The 20,710-nt window shown below is 73.6% G+C and carries 16 protein-coding genes; 7 read left to right on the forward strand and 9 right to left on the reverse strand.

Going from position 1 to position 20,710, the window contains the following annotated elements; all coding sequences use genetic code 11:
* Window positions 1-32 precede the first annotated feature (32 nt).
* Entirely contained in the window at window positions 33-737 is a 705-nt protein-coding gene (locus AB0447_RS15645) for a DedA family protein (RefSeq protein ID WP_366477188.1), read from the forward strand.
* A gap of 57 nt (window positions 738-794) precedes the next feature.
* Here the strand turns inward: AB0447_RS15645 and AB0447_RS15650 are convergent, their stop codons facing one another.
* A complete protein-coding gene (locus AB0447_RS15650; RefSeq protein WP_366477189.1) occupies window positions 795-1,340 on the reverse strand; it encodes a gamma carbonic anhydrase family protein in 546 nt (181 codons plus the stop codon).
* A 116-nt stretch (window positions 1,341-1,456) separates the two neighbouring features.
* Here AB0447_RS15650 and AB0447_RS15655 point away from each other — a divergent pair, with 116 nt between their 5' ends.
* Complete coding sequence (locus AB0447_RS15655; protein WP_366477190.1) at window positions 1,457-2,206, forward strand: acyltransferase; 750 nt, start codon at window positions 1,457-1,459, stop codon at window positions 2,204-2,206.
* 77 nt (window positions 2,207-2,283) lie between these two features.
* Here the strand turns inward: AB0447_RS15655 and AB0447_RS15660 are convergent, their stop codons facing one another.
* Entirely contained in the window at window positions 2,284-2,691 is a 408-nt protein-coding gene (locus tag AB0447_RS15660; protein ID WP_366477292.1) for a CoA-binding protein, read from the reverse strand.
* Between the two features lie 111 nt (window positions 2,692-2,802).
* Between AB0447_RS15660 and AB0447_RS15665 the strand changes: the two genes are divergently transcribed.
* Window positions 2,803-3,432, forward strand: a complete 630-nt coding sequence (locus AB0447_RS15665) for a YigZ family protein (protein ID WP_366477191.1) — start codon at window positions 2,803-2,805, stop codon at window positions 3,430-3,432.
* Window positions 3,433-3,462: 30 nt separating this feature from the next.
* Here AB0447_RS15665 and AB0447_RS15670 read toward each other — a convergent pair whose 3' ends face one another.
* From AB0447_RS15670 to AB0447_RS15690, 5 genes are all read right to left on the reverse strand, one after another.
* Window positions 3,463-4,743 carry a vanadium-dependent haloperoxidase gene (locus tag AB0447_RS15670; protein ID WP_366477192.1) on the reverse strand — a complete coding sequence of 427 codons (1,281 nt, stop codon included), beginning with the start codon at window positions 4,741-4,743 and terminating at the stop codon, window positions 3,463-3,465.
* 111 nt (window positions 4,744-4,854) lie between these two features.
* Window positions 4,855-5,931, reverse strand: a complete 1,077-nt coding sequence (locus AB0447_RS15675; protein WP_366477193.1) for a serine protease — start codon at window positions 5,929-5,931, stop codon at window positions 4,855-4,857.
* Between the two features lie 30 nt (window positions 5,932-5,961).
* Window positions 5,962-7,110, reverse strand: coding sequence for a trypsin-like peptidase domain-containing protein (locus tag AB0447_RS15680; RefSeq protein WP_366477194.1), 1,149 nt, complete (start codon window positions 7,108-7,110; stop codon window positions 5,962-5,964).
* A gap of 6 nt (window positions 7,111-7,116) precedes the next feature.
* Window positions 7,117-11,190: an ATP-binding protein gene (locus AB0447_RS15685; RefSeq protein ID WP_366477195.1), complete on the reverse strand. Its 4,074-nt coding sequence runs from the start codon at window positions 11,188-11,190 to the stop codon at window positions 7,117-7,119.
* A 316-nt stretch (window positions 11,191-11,506) separates the two neighbouring features.
* Complete coding sequence (locus AB0447_RS15690) at window positions 11,507-12,379, reverse strand: DNA/RNA non-specific endonuclease (protein WP_366477196.1); 873 nt, start codon at window positions 12,377-12,379, stop codon at window positions 11,507-11,509.
* A gap of 142 nt (window positions 12,380-12,521) precedes the next feature.
* Here AB0447_RS15690 and AB0447_RS15695 point away from each other — a divergent pair, with 142 nt between their 5' ends.
* From AB0447_RS15695 to AB0447_RS15705, 3 genes are all read left to right on the forward strand, one after another.
* The gene (locus AB0447_RS15695; protein WP_366477197.1) at window positions 12,522-13,370 is read left to right on the forward strand and encodes a caspase family protein; all 849 of its coding nucleotides are present in this window, start codon (window positions 12,522-12,524) and stop codon (window positions 13,368-13,370) included.
* A 149-nt stretch (window positions 13,371-13,519) separates the two neighbouring features.
* Complete coding sequence (locus AB0447_RS15700) at window positions 13,520-14,689, forward strand: exonuclease SbcCD subunit D (protein ID WP_366477198.1); 1,170 nt, start codon at window positions 13,520-13,522, stop codon at window positions 14,687-14,689.
* The gene (locus AB0447_RS15705) at window positions 14,686-17,712 is read left to right on the forward strand and encodes an SMC family ATPase (RefSeq protein ID WP_366477199.1); all 3,027 of its coding nucleotides are present in this window, start codon (window positions 14,686-14,688) and stop codon (window positions 17,710-17,712) included. The genes AB0447_RS15700 and AB0447_RS15705 overlap by 4 nt, the downstream gene beginning before the upstream one ends.
* Window positions 17,713-17,765: 53 nt before the next feature.
* Here the strand turns inward: AB0447_RS15705 and AB0447_RS15710 are convergent, their stop codons facing one another.
* The gene (locus tag AB0447_RS15710) at window positions 17,766-18,212 is read right to left on the reverse strand and encodes an Lrp/AsnC family transcriptional regulator (RefSeq protein WP_366477200.1); all 447 of its coding nucleotides are present in this window, start codon (window positions 18,210-18,212) and stop codon (window positions 17,766-17,768) included.
* A gap of 94 nt (window positions 18,213-18,306) precedes the next feature.
* On the opposite strand from AB0447_RS15710, the gene AB0447_RS15715 reads away from it, so the two are divergent.
* Window positions 18,307-18,825, forward strand: a complete 519-nt coding sequence (locus AB0447_RS15715) for a rhodanese-like domain-containing protein (protein WP_366477201.1) — start codon at window positions 18,307-18,309, stop codon at window positions 18,823-18,825.
* A gap of 82 nt (window positions 18,826-18,907) precedes the next feature.
* Here AB0447_RS15715 and AB0447_RS15720 read toward each other — a convergent pair whose 3' ends face one another.
* Window positions 18,908-20,602 (reverse strand): DUF885 domain-containing protein, encoded by a 1,695-nt coding sequence (locus AB0447_RS15720; protein ID WP_366477203.1) that lies wholly within the window; start codon window positions 20,600-20,602, stop codon window positions 18,908-18,910.
* Window positions 20,603-20,710: the final 108 nt, after the last annotated feature.

Raw genomic sequence — 20,710 nt, forward strand, 5'->3', positions numbered from 1 at the left:
GATCGACGCGGGCAGATGCGGAGGACGTTCCGGTGCACATCCAGGACTGGCTGGAGACCGTTCCGGCGGTGAGTGTCTACATCCTGGTGGGACTGGTCATCGGGCTGGAGAGCCTGGGCATCCCGCTGCCGGGCGAGATCATCCTGGTGAGTTCGGCCCTGCTCGCCTCGCAGCACGGCGAGATCGACCCGCTGGTGCTGGGCATCTGCGCGACCACCGGCGCGATCGTCGGGGACTCGATCGGGTACGCGATCGGACGCCGCGGCGGCAAGCCGCTGCTGGCGCGGCTGGGGAAGCGGTTCCCGAAGCACTTCGGCGAGCACCACATCGCGATGGCGGAACGCTCCTTCGAGAAGTGGGGCATGTGGGCCGTGTTCTTCGGCCGGTTCGTCGCCCTGCTGCGGATCTTCGCCGGTCCGCTGGCGGGCGTGCTGCACATGCCGTACTGGAAGTTCCTGATCGCCAACGTCTTCGGCGGCATCCTGTGGGCGGGCGGCACCACCGCCGTCATCTACTACGTCGGCATCGTCGCCGAGGCCTGGCTGAAGCGGTTCTCCTGGCTGGGCCTGGTGCTGGCGGTGCTGATCGGCGCGACCTCGATGCTGGTGCTGAAGAACCGGGCGAAGAAGGCGGCGGCCGAAGCCGAAGCCGAAGCCCAAGCCGAAGCCCAAGCCGGAGCCGAACGCGAGGCCGTCGGCTCCGCCGAACCCGCACTGGCCCGGGCCGACCGGACCTGACGCGGCCCACGGCCGCCCCGGGCCCGGGGCCCGGCGGTCGGGCCCGGCGGGGTCGGGTCAAGCGGTCGGGGAGACCGCCGCGCGGTGCTGCTCGGCCAGCTCCAGGTACATCGCCGCGTTCAGACGGATGCCCTCCCGCTCCTCCTCGGTCAGCTCGCGCCTGACCTTCGCCGGCACGCCCGCGACCAGCGAGCCGGGCGGGACCACCATGCCCTGCGGGACCAGGGCCTGGGCCGCGACCAGGGAGCCCTCGCCGATCACCGCGCCGTTGAGGACGGTGGCGCCCATGCCGATCAGGCAGTCGTCCTCGACCGTGCAGCCGTGCACCACCGCGTTGTGGCCGATCGACACGCGCGCGCCGATGGAGACCGGGAAACCGGGGTCCACGTGGATCGTGCAGTTGTCCTGCACATTGCTGTCCGGGCCGAGCGCGATCGGACCGCAGTCGGCGCGCAGCACCGCCGAGTACCAGATGCTCGAACCGGCGGCGAGGGTGACATCGCCGACGACCACGGAGGTGGGCGCGGTGAAGGCCTTGGCGTCGATCTGCGGGCTCTTCCCGCCCACACCTGCGACGAGTGCCTGGTCCGACTGGTACGCCATGTCTCGTTCTCTTCCTCTGCTGTCCGGTTGCCGCGCTGCCAGCACCGTAGACGATGGGGTGAAGATCACAGGATCCCGGTCCGGACGTCCGGGGCGCGGCGCACTACCGTGGCCGGGTGCCGAAGAACAGAAACACGTTCTCATCCCTGGCGGCCTGGCGCCGCCGGGCCGCCAGCCGCGCCGTCCACGCCGGCTGGCGCTGGATGCAGCAGGCCGGCGCGGTCACCGCGCAGACCCCCGGCGGCCACCGCTTCGGCGCCATCGGCACCGGCACCCGGCTCGCCTTCCCCCAGGGCACCGTCTTCGGCGCGCCCTGGATCCGGCTCGGCGACCACTGCATCATCGGCGAGCAGGTCACCCTGACCGCCGGGATGATGCCCGACCTCGACCTCGGCCCGGAACCGATGCTGGTGCTCGGCAACGGAGTGGTCCTGGGCCGCGGCAGCCACGTCATCGCCGACACCCGCATCTCCATCGGCGACGACACCTTCTGCGGACCGGGGGTGTACATCACCTCCACCAACCACAGCTACGACGACCCGCACGAGCCGGTCGGCCGCCAGTGGCCGCGCAGCGAACCCGTGGAGATCGGCCCCGGCTGCTGGCTCGGCACCGGCGCGGTGATCCTTCCCGGCGCCCGTCTCGGCCGCAACGTGGTGGTGGCCGCCGGAGCCGTCGTACGGGGCGAGGTGCCCGACCACGCGGTGGTGGCGGGCGCGCCCGCGCGGATCGTCCGCCGCTGGGAACCCGACACCGGCTGGCAGCCGCCGCTGCGCAGCCCCGCCCCGGTGCCCATCCCGGACGGGGTCACCCCGGAGCAGCTGCGGGCGCTCGCCGAGGCCGAGCGCACGGCGGACGCCGGCTGACCCGCCGGCACCCTGCCGCTCCGGCCCGCCGGCACCCTGCCGCTCCGGCCCGCCGGCCCCCGGCCGCCGGCCGCCGCTCAGACCAGGGCGGGGATTTCGATGGCGGGGCAGCGGTCCATCACCATGTGCAGCCCGGCCGCGCGGGTCCGCTCGTACGCCGCCTCGTCGACCACGCCGAGCTGGAACCAGACGGCCTTCGCGCCCGCCGCCGCGGCCTGGTCGGCGACCGGGCCGGCCAGCGTGCTGTTCACGAACACGTCGACCACGTCCACCGCGAACGGGATCGCCTCCAGCGACGGGTAGCCCTGCTCGCCGTGGACCGTCTCGGCCTTCGGGTGGACGGGGATCACGCGCTTGCCGAACCGCTGGAGGACCTTGGCCACGCCGTACGCCGCACGGTCCTCGTTGTTGGACAGGCCCACGACGGCCCAGGTGTCGCCGAGTTCGGTGAGGATGGTGCGGATGGTTGCCGGATCGCCGTACACGTGCGCCGCCTCCTGCTGCTCGCGGGGCCGGCCCGCTGCCGGCCCGCACTGGGGATCAACGGCCCGGAAGCCCGTCCGATTCCCCACCGCGGTTCCGCTTAGGGTGGAGACGTGAAGGCAGACCAGTACGTGACGGTCGCCCGGGAGGGCGTGCACGAGTCCGAGATCAACCGCTCCCGGTTCATCTGCGCACTCGCCCCCGCCGGGACCGAGCAGGAGGCGCAGGACTTCGTCGCCCGCATCCGCCGGGAGCACCCCACCGCCACGCACAACTGCTACGCCTACGTGATCGGCGCGGACGCCTCGGTGCAGAAGGCGAGCGACGACGGAGAGCCGGGCGGCACCGCCGGGGTGCCGATGCTGCAGATGCTCACCCGGCGCGACATCCGCTACGCGGTGGCCGTGGTGACCCGCTACTACGGCGGGGTCAAACTGGGCGCCGGCGGACTGATCCGCGCCTACGGCGGGGTGGTCGGCGAGGCCCTGGACGCGCTCGGCACCGTCACCCGGCACCGCTACCGGCTGGCCACCGTCACCGTGGACCACCAGCGGGCCGGGAAGACCCAGAACGACCTGCGCTCCACCGGCCGCACGGTGCTCGACGTGCGCTACGGGGAGGCCGTCTCCATCGAGATCGGCCTCCCCGAGTCGGACATCGACGCCTTCCGGGCCTGGCTGGCCGACACCACGGCCGGCACCGCCGCATTCGAGCTCGGCGGCGAGGCGTACGGCGAGGGCTGAGGCCCGGCGCCCCTCGTCGCCGCTGAAGGGCTAGCCCCGGAGCTCGCCGAACAGCCGGTCGGCGTTGCGCAGCGCGTGCTGCCCGACCGCCCGCCCCAACCGGACACCCGCCTCGTCGGCGGTCCGGCTGTGGATCCCGGACCAGACCCGGGCGTCCACGTTGTCCCGGGTGAGCGCGCCCCAACTGCTGTACGTGCGCTCCACGCCGGGCGCAGTGGCGCTGGTGAAGGTGAACGGCGCGGTCCGCGGACCGGTCAGCGCGTCCAGGACGGCCTGGGCGGCGCCGGCGTAGGTGGTGTGACCGCTGGGATAGTCGGGGTGCGCCGGGGTCCGGTGCAGCGGACGCCAGCTGGGATCGGTGCCGAGTGAGCCGGTCCGGATCGCCGTCACCGGCCGCCACCGCAGATGCGTGTACTTGCTGTCGGAGGTCGCTATCTGGGTGTCGACGAGCGCGGTGTGGAACAGCGCCAGCAGTTCGGCCCGCTGCCCGGCCGAAACACCGTGCCGGGCGACGGCCACCCGCAGCGGCTCGGTGTAGAGGGTCAGCGAGGAGCCGTACCAGAAGGTCGCCGTCTCCGTCTGGCGGGCCGTGCGGACGGTGCTGTCCGCCGAGCCGTACGCCCGTACCTCCGCCAGGTCGGCCCGGTACCGCCGGGAGTCCAGCGCGGGCGGCGGGCCCAGCCGGTACTGGGCGGGGGAGTCCAGCAGGAAGGGCCGGGCGATCCGGTTGCCGTACTGGACGGCCGGCGCATGGTCGTCGGGCGTCGGCTGCCACACACCGGGTGCGGCCGCCGGCACCGTGAACGGGGCGTTCACCGAGGCCGGGTCGAGGCCGTCGCCGGAGCGCGCGGCCAGCACCGTCCGGGCCTGCCGGGCGCCCGCAGCCACCCCGCGGTCCTCGGCCGGGCCGTCCGGGACCCGGGCCAGGCTGGTGGTCAGCGCGGCGTCCAGCTCGGCCTTGCGCGAGGGCGCGAGGGCGACCAGCGCGTCGTGCACGGCGGACGCCACCGCCGCGTCCTGGAAGGCGGCCCGGGAGCGGCCGTCCGGGGCCTCACGGGTGGCGCGGGCGGCGGCGAGCCAACTGATGGCCCATGTCCGGCTGTTGGTGATCTGGGTCGGCGCGGAGGTGGCGGCCACCGTCCGCGCGGTGGTGTCGTACCAGTCGAGCACGACCGAGCCTCGGGTGCCGACAGCTTCCGGACCGGTGGAGGCGGCGGCCGAGGGCACCGCGGCGGTCAGCGCCAGCAGCGCCGCGGAACCCAGCGCGATCAGGCCGGGACGCCGGCTCCGGGAATGTGTGATGAACGACATGCGGCGAAGCTAGTCAGCGCCCCGCCCGGCGGACAAGGACCCCAAGCAGCCAACGGAGTTCGGCCACGGAACCTTCGTACGGCAGCCATGGTCCCGTAACAGCCGGGCCGGTCAGACCCAGTTGACCTCCGTCCGGGCCAGCAGCGGGTCCTCGGTCAGCGCGAACAGCGGCACGGCGAAGTTGCCGGACCGGAACCGGCCGCCGAAGTGGAGCCCCAGCACCCGGTGATCGGCGAGGTCGAAGACCGGGGAGCCGCTGTTGCCGCCCAGCGTGGAGCAGTCGTGCGTCATCGTGAACCCGTCCGTGAGCAGGGCCGTCGCCGTGCCCGGCTGCAGCCGCTTCACGTTGTAGACGTCCATGAAGATCCGGCTCATCGCCTCGGGTTCGTTGCGCCGGCCGTCCGCCGCCGGGTACCCCACCACGTACACGGGCCGGCCGGCCAGGTCCGCCGGTGCGTCCGCGGCCACCGGCAGCGGGGTGGGCAGCGTTCCGCCGCCACCCGCGGCCGGGGCCACCCGCAGCAGCGCCATGTCGACCTCGCTGTGGATCCCCACCACTTCGGTGACGTTGAACTCGAAGGAGCCGTCGGACGCCGGGGCGCCCAGCTCCTCCCTCGTGTCGATGCGCGCGCCCATGCCCGGGCGGAAGGTGAAGCCGCCCCCGCCGTCGGAGCGGGTGAACTCGGCGGCCACGTGCCGGTTGGTCATCACGACGTCGGGCGACACCAGGAATCCGGTGCCCAGCCAGTCCAGGTCCAGGTGGCCGGAGACCTCCACCCGGCCGACCCGGGCGATGGACTCGCGGATCCCGGCCCGCTGCCCCTCCAGCACGGCCCAGTCGCCGGCCTGCGCGGCGAAGTCCTGGCCCTGCACGAGGATCGCCGGCCTGCCCTCGAGCAGGACGATCGCCTCCACCCCGAAGTACTCGTCGTCGTCGACGTCGTCGCGGCGGCCCGCGGCCAGTTTCTCCAGCCCGCGCACCCCCGCCTGAAGCACCCTGGCCCGCTCCTCGTGGGCGGCCCGCTCGATCTGCGCGGCGCTCACCTCCTCGGGCGGGACGTCTTCATCGGCCACGTCGGACTCGGAGATCTCCTCGTCCAGACCCTTGCGTACGCGTGCGGCGACCTCCAGCAGGTCCTCGTCGAAGACCTTCTCGGGGCCGGTCGCCACCGGTGAACCACCGCGCATTTCACACCTCCTGGGTTGCCGGGGCCCGGTTCAGGCGGACGGCCCCGGTCGGGCGGACTGGGCCGCCGTGATCTCGGCGTGGACCTCCGGGCTGTGCTCCCGCAGGTGCTGCATGAGGGCGCTCAGCTGGGTGCCCACGTTCACAAAGGCCGTGCTCTTGCCCTGGAAGCTGACGTCCGAGACGCGGCGGGTTCCGCGGTGCAGGGCCACCACCGTCCAGTCGTCGGTCAGCACGGGGGAGCCGGAGGAGCCGCCGCGGGTGTCGGTGAAGTAGCGGATGTCGCGCTCGTCCGCCTCGAAGACGATGTTGTTGCGCAGCGCGACCCGCTGCGGCTCCCCGCCGGGGTGCTGGATGATGTTGACCGCGACCGGGGAGTCCTTGTCCACGGCCAGGGGTTCGGTGGCGACCCGCAGGAAGGGCCGGGGCGGGGCGGGAGCCAGCCGCAGCACCGCGTAGTCGAGTTCCTCGTCCCAGGCCAGGAGGTCACCGGCCGGGATCTCCTCGGTGTCCCCGTCGTCCTCGGCCACGTAGTCGAACCGGGAGCGGGACCCCAGGGCCTGGAGCCGGAAGTCCGCGGGGTCCACCACCGGGCGTTCGCCGGCCGTCCGCTTGCGCGCGTGGATCACATGGTGGTTGGTGACCAGCAGGCCGGGCGCGATCAGCCAGCCCGTGCCGTTGTGCGGCAGCGCGATCGGCTGGAGCAGGGCGCCGGACTGGTACGGCAACACCTTGATCCGGGCGACCGAGGAGCCGGCCAGCGCACCGCCGCCGAGGAACTCGACCGGCACCGTGTCGTCCTGGGCGACGACCTCCTCCTTGGTCTCCCCGGTGGGGAGGTCCGGTGCCACGTCGGGCTCGCCGGCCTCGTCGCGCGAGACCCGGTCCAGTGCGGACATGAAGAGGTCCCGGGCGGCGGCGTCGGTGAGCTGGCCGACGGCGTTCTTCAGCCAGATCGCCAGCGGAACGGTGCCGTCGATCAGCCGCTCCACCTGGTTCATGTGGTTCAGGTCCGACTGGACCTGCGGGCCGGGGAACGGGAGCATCGGCAACGAACCCCTGTACTTGGGCAGGATGCCGGCGAAGAGCAGGCTCCGCAGCATCGGATCGGCCAGCCCCTGCTCCACCGCGGTGTCCTTCAGCTGCGCGATGTCGTCCTGCGGGAGATACGGGTCGCTCATGGTCGCTCAGGCCGCTCGGTGGCCGTTTCCTTCCGCCGTGCCCCCGGTGGTGCCCGCCGGATCGGCCGGACTCGCCGGATCGATCGGATTTGCCGGCGCGGGTGGGCGGGCCGGTGCGCCCGCTGTGCCCGGTGCGCCCGGTGCGTCCGCTGTGCCCGCCGTGTCCGCCACGCCCGGTACGTAGGCGGGCAGGTCGGTGCGGGCGCCCGCGCCCATCGCCGCCGCCACTCCCGAGACGAGTTCCGGGCTCTGCTCGTCCAGCCTCAGCAGCCGCCGGGCGAGCCGGTTCAGGGTGCCCCTGCGCTGTGCCTCCCGCAGGATGCCCGTCACGCCGGTGGGTGCGCCCCCGTCCGTGGCGGCCCGGTCCGGCGGGCCGAGCGCGTTCTCCAGCAGCCTGCCCAGTGCGGCGCGCAGGTCGGGCCGGTCGGCCTCCACCCGCCCGATCGCCTTGCCCAGGGTGGCCAGTGCTCCCTCCTCGGCCTCCGGCAGGCCCACCACTTCCAGGGTGTGTTCCAGGACCTTCGGGTGGTCGTGCGACACCTCGGCCGCCGCGGCCCGCACCAGCGCGGGCTGCCGGAGGAGTTCCTCGTCGGGCAGCCGGCGCAGCCGGTCGGCGAGCCGGCTGCCGGCCTCCGGGTCGGCCCGCCCCGTCCCGGCACCCAGCCGGGCCCGGGCGAGCAGGGCACCCACCGCCTCGAAGTTCCGGCCGAGACCGGTGGCGATCTCCTCGGCCTCCGCCAGGTCTTCGGAGGCCTCGCCGAGATCGCCGTCCGCCTCCGCCAGCCGCGCCGACAGCAGCAGCAGTTCCAACCGGAGCCCGGGGAGACCCGCCTGCTCGGCCCGGTCCACGGCCGCGTCGGCGGCCGCCCTGGCCTCCGTACGCCGGCCCTGCCGGTCCAGGGTCTCCACCCACAGGGGGTGCAGCGGGCTGCCGGGGGTCCACGGCCGGCGTTCCGCGAGCCGGGCCGCGGCCGCGTCCGTGTACTCCTGCGCCAGCAGGTCCTCGACCTCGCGGGCGGCGATCCGCTCCCAGTCCTCCTGATCGGCCTCCGCCATCACCTCGTCCGGGGTGTGGCCGCCCAGGTGCCCGGCCAGATAGGCGGCGGACCGGCCGGCCATGTCCTGGCCGGCCCCGGCCAGGAACCGCTCCACGCCGGGCGTCCAGCGCTCTTCCACCGTGCGCGGGTTCTCGTTCAGCCGCAGCCGGTGGTAGATCTCCTCGGCCCGCGCCTCCGGTCCCTCGCGGGCCGCGTAGTAGGCCACCGCGCGCCGACCGACCGTACGCATCAGATCCGCCCGGGCCCGATCGGCCGGCCGCAGCATGATCGCCCGAAGGTCGGCGCGGTGGCGTACGGCGCCCGGCCCGGCGGGCTCCAGGAGGTCGAGCCGGGACAGCGGGCCGAACAGCCGCTCGGCCTCCTCCTCGGATTCCACCCGCAGCCCGCAGGGCTCGGCGAGCACTTCCCGGACCAGCTCGGGGGTGATGGTGCGCAGCGCCAGGCCCGCCTGGGCCAGGATGCGGACCCGGTCGTCCGCGATGTGCTGGAGGATCCGCTCGTACAGGGTGCCTTGGACGAGCAGCTGGTCGACCTTGCGGAAGAACTGCCGGCGGCGCGCGGGCAGGCTCTCGATCAGCTCGCTGAGGGCGCCGGTCCCGTCGTCCTCCTGTACGGCGGCCCGCGCGGCCAGCTTCAGACTGAGCGGGTGTCCGCCCACCCGGGCGGCGAGCTCCGCGGCCAGCCGTCCGTCGGTCACCCCGCAGGTCAGCAGCAGGGCCACCGAGGCCTCCGGGTCGAGCTCGCCGAGCTCGATGGTCCGGGGCTCCACCACCCGCGCCGGATGTTCGACCAGCAGCCGCCCGGAGACGATGACCCGCAGCCGGGGGTGGGCCTCCTGGAGCGCGGACCAGACGGCCCACAGCCGGCCGAGCAGGGGCGAACCCCGGTACTGGGCCTCCTCGAAGGAGTCGATCACGATCACGAAGGGCGGCTGCGGCTCCCTGGGCGGGATGCCCACCGCCTCCACCACCAGCTCTCCCAGATGGCGGGCCAGGCCGGCCTCGCGGGCGGCGATCTCGGCGTGCACTCCGGAGTAGGACACCCGTCCCAGGGTGGCCCGGGTGGTGGACAGCCCGAAGAGCTCGTCGACGGTGCGCCGTTCGGCCCGGTGGATCCCGGCGGTCTCCTCGCAGGTGCGGGCCAGGTCGTCGAAGGCCGTCCGCCGGTCCGGGTACTGGATGCCGAGCTGGCGGGCCATCTCGGCGATCAGGGTGGCCGGTTCGTGCACCGAGAGGGTGGGCCGTTCGAAGTCCACGTACGCGAAGGGGAATCCGGACGGGACATCGCGCAGGCTGTCCAGCAGGAACTTGGCGAGCAGGCTGCTCTTGCCGATGCCGGCGGGGCCGTGGACCACGACCGGGGGCTCGGGTCCGCCGCCGACGGCCCGGGCCAGGTCCTGCCGGACCTCCCGCAGTCGGCCGTGCAGGGACTCGGGCGGAAGCCCGATGTACGTGCGCAGTTCGGCGAGCTCCCGGGCGCGTCCCTGGAAGGAGTCCTCCACCAGGCGTTCCAGGGGCTGGAGCAGGCGGGCGTGTTCCAGTCGGTGCTGGACGGCCGCCGGGTCCGGGATGCCGGAGATGCCCGGGATCAGGGCCAGCCACAGCATGGCCTCCAGGGTGTGCGGCAGTTCGTCGGGGGTCTGCCGCGACAGGTCCGGGGGAGTGCCGCTCAGGAAGCCGAGGGCGATGCGTTCGGGGCCCGGGCCGGGCGGGACGTGGTCCATGTTGGCGAGCAGCGCGAGCCGGGCCTGCTCGGGGCCGGCGAGGCCGCGCAGGGTGCTGTCGCGGATCTCCGGTTTGAGGACCCAGGAGGTGGTGATCACGGTGACCCCGTCCGGTGTGTCCACGGCCGGGGTGCCCACGGCCCGGCTGTCGTCCACCAGTTCCAGGGCGGCCTTCCCGGTCGGCCGCTGCTCGCCGGGCAGCCGAAGCCGGTCGGGGTCGAAGCGGGTCAGCAGGCAGGCGGCCTCGCGGTAGGCCTTCCGCAGGTCGGCCACCGCGGCCGGAGCCGGGGCGGTGACCGCGGCGCACACCCGCTCGCGCAGTCGGGGCCCGAAGTCGTCGCGGGGGCCGAGGGACTGGTAGAGGCGGACGGCCTCCTCGGCGGCCGTGCATACCTTGCGCATGTAGCTGTCCTCGCCGGGGGCTTCGGCGGCTTGCAGTACGGCCGGGACCACCGTCTCCACGAGAGTGGCGATGCGGTGTTCGTCGACCGGTGCGGCCGCGGCGGGGTCGTCAGGGCCGGCGGTTGCGGCGGCTTCGGCGAAGAACTGCCGGAAGAACATCTGGAGGTCGTCGGCCCCGGTGATCCGGGCGGTGTCCCGGACCTCGTTCTTGCGTATCTCGTACGGGAGCTGCCGCATCGTCGCCGAATAGCCGAGCAGCACCAGACGCGGCGCCGCCGCCCGGTGGACGGGGGCGTGTTCGTAGATCGCCAGGGCGAGCTTGCCGATGCAGTCCCAGGCATCGGAATTCACGTCGAGCTTGTCGCATTCGTCGAGGACGAGCCAGAACTGCTCGGGGGCGGCGGTGGCCTCTCTGACGATGCGGTGCACCGCCGCACCGATCGAGGGCAGTGGATCGTTCAACCGTGTTGGATTCAACGGTGAGATGTGGGTGCGCGGATCGATGACGAAATCGGCGAGCCGCTGCACCACCTGCTCGGCCGTCGAGGCCTGGTCGAGCGTCACCCGCACCGGCCGGAATCCGCAGTGTGCACTGAGATGGCGAATGAAGCTGTACGTGTAGGAACGGCCGCTGCCCGGCTCTCCGTCCACCAGCAGAACGGTCTTTTCGGGGTCCTCGACGAATTCCCGGATCCTTTTCCTCAGGTCCACCCGGTCGATGAAAACCTCGGCGCCGTTCTTCAGTACTCCGGCGAGATAGGGGTCCAGCGGTGAGACGCGCAGCCGGTTGGCGTCGGCCAGCTCCCCCCTCAGCGTGTCGAGCAGCTCGGCTGCGGGGAGGGAGGTGAGCGAGTCGAGCTGGCCGAGCGTGTCCAGCACGAGGAGCTGGATGTCCATCCCGTCGTTCCGCGCGGCCCCGACCAGAGCGGCCGCCCTTTGGCTCGCCGACCCGACTTCACCGAAAGGGATGTCCCCGACAAATTCCTTGGGGAATCCGAATTGCAGGAGAATTAGCTGGGGCGGAGGGCCGAGCGTGAAAAGGTGGTCGCGGGCCCATTCTCTGACGAGGTCCCATTGGGTATTGGTGAGCGGCATAGCACACCTGCACATCCGCAGCAGCGGAGCGGCGAGACGGACTGCCTGATACCTGTCATGGTTTCACTCGCCCACCTCCGCTGCAACGCGGCCGAACGCCGCGCGGACCGCTCCCCGCTCAGTCCGCCAGGACCAGGTCGTCGAACGACTCCAGCCGCTTCCAACGCTCCGCGGGCGCCCGGGTGACCGGCATCAGGTCGGCCGCCGGCAGGGGGCCGAAGTCGAGTCCGGTGAGTTCGGCGATGTCCGTGACCGGCACCTGGAAGGTGCGGAACGGGCCCAGCGGCGGCGGGTCCCCGGGCTTGGCCCCGGCCATGGCCCGCTCGTAGTCCCGGCTGAGGTCGGGGCTCTGGTCGAGGATGTAGCCGGTGGAGGCGAGTGCGCCGGCGTGGAGGAACGCGGCCACCTTCCAGAACCGCAGCGGGACCTGGATGCCCCGGTAGGGCGGGTCGGAGTCCTGGAGCACCGGGCCGGTCATCACCGACAGCTTGCGGTCGAACTGGGCGGCGTGGTCGAGGAGATGGTTCTCCAGTCCCTGCCACAGCTGTTTGCCCTGGTTGAACACGTCGGCCTGCGGGGCCGCGTTGGTGTACCGGAAGGTGTCGGTGTTGGCGCGGTGCGCCTCGGGGGCTGTGCCCCAGACCGGGTCGAGGCGCCGTACCAGGTGGCCGCGGTCCAGGCTGTTGTTGCGGTAGATGTCGTTTCCGGCCTGCTGGGACTCCGGAACCCGCGGGTCGAACTCCCAGACGTCGTCGCGGGGCACGTCCTCCAGCAGCCGGCTGCCGTCGATGCAGACGGCGGTGGAGGCGGCCAGCCGGCGGTCCGGGCGCAGCACCACGGTGAAGTGGGTGTAGGGGAGGATCTCCGTCTCGATGCCGTCGGAGGCGGGCAGTGGGAGCGGGACCACGGGCCCCAGGAAGGCCTCGTCATAGCCGGTGCGGTCGGCGAGCGAGTCCGCGCGGGCTTCCGGAGGCGTCTCGATTGCATTCATATGATGGAAATACCGCGCATGGCGGGGCATTCACGGCGCGACGCGACCGGCCACCCGAACAGCGGCCACCCCTGATTCGGACGGCGGCGAGCACGGAAACCATGCTCTCGACCCACCCTCCCCTCCCGCCCGAGGAGTCATCGTGCCCACTGGTCTGTCCATCCACGTCGGCCTGAACGAGGTCGACCCCGACAAATACGACGGCTGGGACGGCAAGCTCCTGGCCTGTGAGAACGACGCCCGCGACATGGCGGAGGTCGCTCGTGCCCGCGGGTTCGAGGACACGGTGATCCTCACCCCCGACGGCACCGTGGACAACATCACCGCCGCCCTGCGCGAGGCGGCCGGCCGGCTCCGCACCGGGGACATGCTGCTCTTCACCTACTCGGGCCACGGCGGCCAGATCGACAACCTGGCCGGCTCGGACGACGAGGCCGACCGGCTGGACGAGACGCTGGTCTTCTACGACCGTCAGTTCCTCGACGACGAGTTGTACCGCGAGCTCCAGCGGTTCGAGCAGGACGTACGGATCTTCGTGCTGCTGGACTGCTGCCACAGCGGCAGCTCCATCGAGTCGATCCGGGAGATGCTCACCCCCGACGCCATGGAGGCCCGCTTCCAGACCCGCGACCCGGAGCAGATCGAGGCCACCTCCCGGCTGATGCCGCTGTTGAAGCAGCAGGAGATCGCGGCCCGGGACCGCTCCTTCTTCACCGAGCTCCAGCGCGAGCTGAAGGACGGCGAGCGCGACGGGCCCGCCCAGAACGCCGTCCTCATCGGCGCCTGCCAGGACAACCAGCTCGCCTCCGACGGCCAGATCAACGGCCTGTTCACCGAGCAGCTGCTCAAGGTGTGGCGCAAGGGCGCCTTCGAGGGCGACCACCGCACCTTCCACCGCGACATCCAGAAGCGGATGCCCGCCATCCAGAGCCCCAACCTCTACACCACCGGCCGGCCGACCTTCCTCGACCAGAGGCCGTTCACCATCTGAGCCAGGCCCGCCGCCCCGCCGACCCGCGCGCGTTACTGTGATGGGTGCCGTCAGCCGCACCCAGCCCGGGTCGCGCGGGGTCCGGGAGCTCAAGGAGCGGAAAACATGCAGGTCGGGGCGGGGATCGGAATGCGCGGCGGGGCCGCGGCGTGAGGTTCCTGCACACCTCCGACTGGCACCTCGGCAGGTCCTTCCACCGGGTCGGCCTGCTCGACGCCCAGGCCACCTTCATCGACCACCTGATCGAGACGGTGCGCGAGCAGGCCGTCGACGCCGTACTCGTCGCCGGCGACATCTACGACCGCGCCGTGCCCCCGCTGCCCGCCGTCGACCTCTACGACCGGGCCCTTCACCGCCTCGCCGCCCTCGGCGTGCCCACCGTGATGATCTCCGGCAACCACGACTCAGCCCGCCGGCTGGGGGTCGGCGCCGGGCTCATCGGCCGGGCCGGCATCCACCTGCGCACCGACCCGGCCGGCTGCGCCGACCCCGTCGTGCTGGCCGACGTACACGGGGACGTCGCCCTGTACGGGCTGCCGTACCTGGAGCCCGCCCTGGTCAAGGACGAGTTCCCGGCCGCGAAGGTCAGCCACGAAGCAGTGCTCGGCGCCGCCATGGACCGGGTCCGTGCCGACCTCGCCGGCCGGACCCCCGGCACCCGCTCCGTGGTCCTCGCGCACGCCTTCGTCACCGGCGGGCAGCCCAGCGACAGCGAACGCGACATCACCGTCGGCGGGGTCGAGGCCGTGCCCGCCGCGGTCTTCGACGGGGTGGACTACGCCGCCCTCGGGCACCTGCACGGCTGCCAGACCATCAGCGAACGGGTCCGCTACTCGGGCTCCCCGCTCGCCTACTCCTTCTCCGAGGCCGGCCACCGCAAATCCATGTGGCTGATCGACCTCGGGCCCGCCGGAGAAATCACCGCCGAACGCGTCGACACCCCCGTGCCCCGGCCGCTGGCCCGGATCCGCGGCCGCCTCGACGCACTGCTCGAGGACCCCGCCCTCGACCCGCACGAGGACGCCTGGGTGGAAGCCACCCTCACCGATCCCGTCCGCCCCGAGGACCCGATGGCCCGCATCGCCGCCCGGTTCCCGCACACCCTCAGCCTGGCCTTCGACCCCGAAGGCCGGGACGAGGAGGACGGCACCGCCTCCTACGCCCGGCGCCTCAAGGGCCGCAGCGACCAGCAGATCGCCGAGGACTTCGTCGCCCACGTCCGCGGCGGCGGCCTGCCCGACGAGGCCGAGCGCAGCGTGCTGCGCGAGGCCTTCGACACGGTCCGCGCCGACACCGCGACCCAGGAGACCGCCCGATGAGGCTGCACCGGCTCCAGGTCACCGCCTTCGGGCCGTTCGCCGACCGGCAGGAGATCGACTTCGACGCCCTCTCCGGCGCCGGCATCTTCCTGCTCCACGGCCCCACCGGAGCCGGCAAGACCTCCGTCCTCGACGCCGTCTGCTACGCCCTGTACGGATCCGTTCCCGGCCCCCGCCAGGCCCCCGGCACCCGGCTGCGCAGCGACCACGCCGACCCCGGCACCCCCACCGAGGTCACCCTGGAGCTCACCGCGGGCGGCCGCCGGCTGGAGATCACCCGGCGCCCCGAACAGGACCGCCCCAAGAAGCGCGGCACCGGAACCACCCGCGACAAGGCCCAGAGCCGGCTGCGCGAGCACACCGTCGACCACACGGGCGAACCCGGCTGGCAGGCCCTGTCCCGCTCCCACCAGGAGATCGGCGAGGAGATCGAACAGCTCCTCGGCATGAGCCGGGAGCAGTTCTGCCAGGTGGTCCTGCTGCCGCAGGGCGAGTTCGCCCGCTTCCTGCGCGCCGACGCCGAAGCCCGCGGCCGGCTGCTCGGCCGGCTCTTCGACACCCGCCGGTTCGCCGCCGTGGAGACCCTGCTCGCCGACCGCCGCCGGGCCGCCGAGGCCAAAGTGCGGGCCGGCGACGAGAAGGTGCTGGCCACCGCCCAGCGGCTGGCCCAGGCCGCCGGCGACACCGCCGAGCTGCGCGAGTGGCCGCTGCCCGCCCTCGCCCCCGGCGACCCCGGCCTGGCCGAGGCGGTGCGGGCCTGGGCGGCCGTCGCCCGCAGCGGGGCCCGGGAGCGGCTGACCGTGGCCGAGTGCGCGCTGGCCGCCGCCGAGAGCCGGCACCACGCCGCCCGCCGGGCCGCCGAGGACGCCCGCGAACTCGACCGGCTGCAGCGCCGGCACGCCGAGACCGAACAGCGGGCCCGGGAGCTGGCCGCCGCCGCGCCCGAACGCGACCGGGTACGGGAGCAGCTGGACCGGGCCCGCCGGGCCGCCCTGGTCCGCCCCGCCCTGGAGCTGCGCGATACCGCGGCGGCCGCCCACGGCGCGGCCGCCCGCGCCGAGGCCGACGCCCGCGCGCAGCTGCCCGCCGGCCTCGCCGAGGCCGGCACCGAACAGCTCGGCACCCTGGAACAGCGGCTCCGCGAGGACCTCGGCGCGCTCGGCGCCGCCCACCGCGCCGAACAGCGCAGCGCCGACATCGGCCGCGAGCGCGCCGCCCTGGACCGGGAAGCCCGCTCCGCCGAGGAACTGCTCCAGGAGGACGCCGGCTGGCTGGCCCGCTGGGAGACCACCCGCACCGCCCTGCGGGACCGGGTCGACACCGCCCAGCAGGCCGCCACCCTCGCCGAACAGCTCGCCGGGGCGCTGGAGCCCGCCCGGCTCCGGCTGGACGCGGCCCGCCGCCGGGACGCCCTCGCCGCCGAGGCCGACACGGCCGCCGCCGACCTGCTCGCCGCCCGGGAGGAGTCCGGGACGGCGAAGGAACGCTGGCTGGAGCTCAAGGAGGCCCGGCTGCGCGGCATCGCCGCCGAACTGGCCGGCGCGCTGGTGTCCGGCGAGCCCTGCAGCGTGTGCGGCTCGGCGGAACACCCGGCTCCGGCGCGGCCGGCACCCGGCCATGTGGACCGGGCCGCGGAGGACGCCGCCCACGCCCGCTACGAGCGGGCCGAAGAGCGGCGCGCCGGGGGCGAACGCCGGCTGGCCGCCGTACGCCAGGCCGGAACCGAGGCCGCGGCGGCCGCCGGGGACACCGCCACCGCCGAACTGCTGGCCCGTACACAAGACCTGACGGCCCGGCATGCGGCCGCGCACACCGCCGCGGCCGGACTGCACGCCGCCCGCGAGGCCCTGGCCGCCGCCGAGCGCGAGCACGCGGCCCGCAGCGAGAACCGGCAGCGGGCCGAACGCCTCGCCGCCGCCCGCGCTTCCCGGCGGGAGGCCCTCGACCGGGAACAGGCCGCCCTGGAGGCCGAACTGCGCCTGGTCCGGGGGGACTCGGGCACGGTCGCCGAGCGGGCCCGGATCCTGGAGACCCGGGTCCGGCTGGTGGCCGGGGCCGCGGAGGCGCTGCGCCGGGCCGAAGCGGCCGCCCAGCGCCTGAAGGAAGCCGACGGCCAGCTGGCCGACGCCGCCTTCAAGGCCGGTTTCGACACCACCGGGCAGGCCGCCGAAGCCGTGCTGCCCGAATACGAACGCGCCGCGCTGCAACGCCGGCTGGACGGCTGGCAGGCCGAGGAGGCACTGCTGGCGGACCGGTTCGCCGAGGCCGGCACGGCGGCCGCGGCCGCCCTGCCCGCCGCCGAACCGGTCCGCGCCGAGGCCGCCGCCGACCGGGCCGCAGCCCGCCTGCGGGCCGCCGGCTCGGCCTGCGACGCGGCCCGGCTGCGCTGCGCCGAACTGGACCGGCTCTCCCGGCAGGCCGAAACGGAACTGCGGGCGCTGGGCCCGCTGCGCGAGGCGTACGACCGGGTGGCCCGGCTGGCCGGGCTGACCGCCGGCACCTCCGCCGACAACGAGCGCCGGATGCGCCTGGAGGCGTACGTCCTGGCGGCCCGGCTGGAGCAGGTCGCGGCGGCCGCCACGGCCCGGCTGCTGCGCATGTCCGGCGGCCGCTACACCCTCGTGCACTCCGATGCGCGGGCCGGCGGACGCGGGCGTTCCGGGCTGGGCCTGCACGTGGTGGACGCCTGGACCGGCAGCGAGCGGGACACCGCCACCCTGTCCGGCGGCGAGACCTTCTTCGCCTCCCTGGCGCTGGCGCTGGGACTGGCCGACGTGGTCACCGACGAGGCCGGCGGGATGCGCCTGGACACCCTGTTCATCGACGAGGGCTTCGGCAGCCTGGACGACCAGGCGCTGGACGAGGTGCTCGACGTACTCGACTCGCTGCGGGAACGCGACCGCAGCGTGGGCATCGTCAGCCATGTCGCCGACCTGCGCAGCCGGGTGCAGGCCCAGCTGGAGGTCGTCAAGCAGCGCGGCGGCTCGGTGGTCCGGCACCGGACGGCCGGCCTCACGGACTGACGGCCGGTCTCGCGGACTGACGGCTCGGCCGGACCACCGGGCCGCCGCCGGTCTCACGGACTGAGCGGACGCCTGGGCAGCGGCGAGGAGTAGACGATGCTCGTGGTCACCGGACCGAGGCCGGCGATCCGTCCGGTGATCTCCTCCAGGTGGGCCATCGAGCGGGCTGCCACCTTCAGTACGAAACAGTCGTCGCCGGTGACGTGATGGGCTTCCAGGATCTCGCCGGTCGTTTCGAGCAGGTCGTGGAAGGGCTTGTAGTTGCCGTGCGGATAGCGCAGCCGCACCAGGGCCAGGATGGACTTGCCGAGCTTCTCCGGGTCCACCACCGCGGTGTAGCCGGTGATCACGCCGGTCTCCTCCAGCCGGCGGACCCGCTCGGTCACGGCGCTCGCGGACATGGACACGGCGCGGGCGAGGTCGGCGAAGCTGGCCCGGCCGTCCTGCTGGAGGGCCTCCAGGATGCGCCAGTCGGTTGCGTCGGGGGAATAGGTCGCCATGGGGCAGGAATAGCAGGGGATTCCCCGGTCCAACAAGTGATACGCCGTGGAAACCTGCTTCCGCGCGATGATCAACGGCCGTAGATTTCTGGCCATGACGACGACGCAGAACACCACGACCGCAGCCGCCACCACCGCCAACCCCGTGCTCCGGGTCCCGCCGGCCTCCCCGGCCGCGGCCGCCGCCTACTTCGGGGCCAGCCTCGCCTTCCACGCGGACGTGTCCGACGTCGCCGCCGCCTTCAAGGCCCACCGCGAGCAGGGCGCCGAGCTCGGCTTCCAGCTGATCGACTCGCGCTCCACCCCGTCCTGGGACCAGGCCCACGTGCCCGGCGCCATCCACCTGCCCACCGCACTCATCCCCGAGCAGGCCGAGCAGCTCCTCGACAAGAACGTCCCCGTGGTGACGTACTGCTGGGGCCCCGGCTGCAACGGAGGCACTCGCTCCGCCCTGGCTCTCGCCGAACTCGGCTTCCAGGTCAAGGAGATGCTCGGCGGCATCGAGTACTGGATCCGCGAGGGCTTCGAGGTCGAGACCTGGCAGGGCAAGGCCCGGCGGACCGAGGCCGACCCGCTGACCGCGCCGACCGACTCCGACGACTGCGGCTGCTGAAGCCCGTGCTTCGGCGCTGCGCCCGCGGCATGCGGACGGGCCGCCCGCTCCACCGGGGAGCAGGCGGCCCGTCGCGCTCGCCTCAGAGCTTGGACAGCTCGTCCACCAGGTCGTCCAGGCCGAGCGAACCCTGCGACAGCGCCGCCATGTGCCAGGCCTTCAGGTCGAAGGACTCGCCCCGCGCGGCCCGCGCGTTCTCCCGGCCCAGCAGCCACGCCCGCTCGCCCAGCTTGTAGCCGATGGCCTGGCCCGGCATCGACAGGTAGCGGGTCAGCTCGCTCTCGACGAAGTCCTCCGGCCGGCCGCTGTGCAGGCCGAAGAACTCCTGCGCCAGATCCGGGGTCCAGCGCTCGCCCGGGTGGAACGGCGAGTCCGCCGGGATCTCCAGACCCAGGTGCATGCCGATGTCCACGATCACCCGGCAGGCCCGCATCATCTGGCAGTCCAGGTACCCGAGTCGCTGCTCCGCGTCCTTGAGGTAGCCCAGCTCGTCCATGAGCCGCTCCGCGTAGAGCGCCCAGCCCTCGGCGTTGGCGCTGACCCCGCCGACGGTGGCCTGGTAGCGGGACAGCCGGTCGGCGACGTGCGTCCACTGCGCGAGCTGCAGGTGGTGACCCGGCACGCCCTCGTGGTACCAGGTGGAGACCAGGTCGTAGACCGGGAACCGGGTCTGCCCCATGGTCGGCAGCCAGGTGCGGCCGGGACGCGAGAAGTCCTCCGAGGGCGCCGTGTAGTACGGGGCCGCGGCGCCGCCGGGCGGCGCGATCCTCGACTCCACCTTCCGGACCCGCTCGGCGAGTTCGAAGTGGGTGCCGTCCAGGTTCTCGATGGCCTCGTCCATGATGCCCTGGAGCCAGGCCTGGACCTCGTCGACGCCCTCGATGTGGGTGCCGTGCTCGTCCAGGTGCTTCAGCGCCTCCCAGGGGGTGGCGCCGGGCAGGATCTTGCCGGCCTCGGTCTTCATCTCGGCGAGCAGCCGGTGGTACTCGGACCAGCCGTAGGCGTAGGCCTCGTCGAGGTCCAGGTCGGTGCCGTTGAAGTAGCGGGACCAGCGGGCGTACCGCTCGCGGCCGACGGTGTCGGGCCGGCCTGCGACCGCGGGCGCGTAGACCTCGCGCATCCAGTCGCGCAGCCCGGCCACGGCCGCGGTGGCCTCGGCGCCGGCCGCGTCGAGCTCGGCCCGCAGCGCGTCCGGGCCGCCCGCCGCGAACTCGGTGAAGAAGGCGGGCTCGACCCCGTCCTCGCCGGCCCAGGTGGTGAGCTGGCCGATGAAGGTGGCGGTGGGCCGCGGGCCGCCGTACAGGCCGCGGGACAGGCCCAGTTCCAAGCAGGCGCGGTAGCCGGCCAGGGCGGCCGGGACGGCGCGCAGCCGCTCGGCGATGGCCGCCCAGTCCTCGTCGGTCTCGGCGGGGGTGAGGGTGAAGACCTCGCGCACCGAGTGGGCGGGGGAGTGGATGTTGCTGACCGCGAGCAGGTCCTCGTCGGCCTCGTGGACGGCGAGCTCGGCGGTGAGGCGCTCGCGGAGCAGCCGCGCACAGCGCCGCTCGACGTCGCTGTCGGCTCCGGGCAGTTGCTCGGCGGCGTCCAGCCTGGCCAGGGTGGTGCGGGCGAGTTCGGCGACGGCGGCGCGCCCGGCCGGCGAAAAGTCCGGGAGCTTGGCGGAACTGGCCGCCACGCCGAGGTAGGTGCCGGTGATCGGGTCGAGGGCGATCAGCTCGTCGACGTAGGCATCGGCGACCTGCCGGGGCAGCTGCTTGCTGTGGAGGGTCTCTGACATGCGGACATCTTCGTACGGGACACCCGCCCGCGTCACCACCGTTTCGACTCAGGCGCCTGACGTCGGAACGGGAGCACGGGCGGCGCCCGTGGGCCGGACCGGACCGGG

Origin of the sequence: Streptomyces sp. NPDC051211 (assembly GCF_040689505.1) — a bacterium.
In the GTDB taxonomy this organism is placed as follows: Bacteria; Actinomycetota; Actinomycetes; order Streptomycetales; family Streptomycetaceae; genus Streptomyces.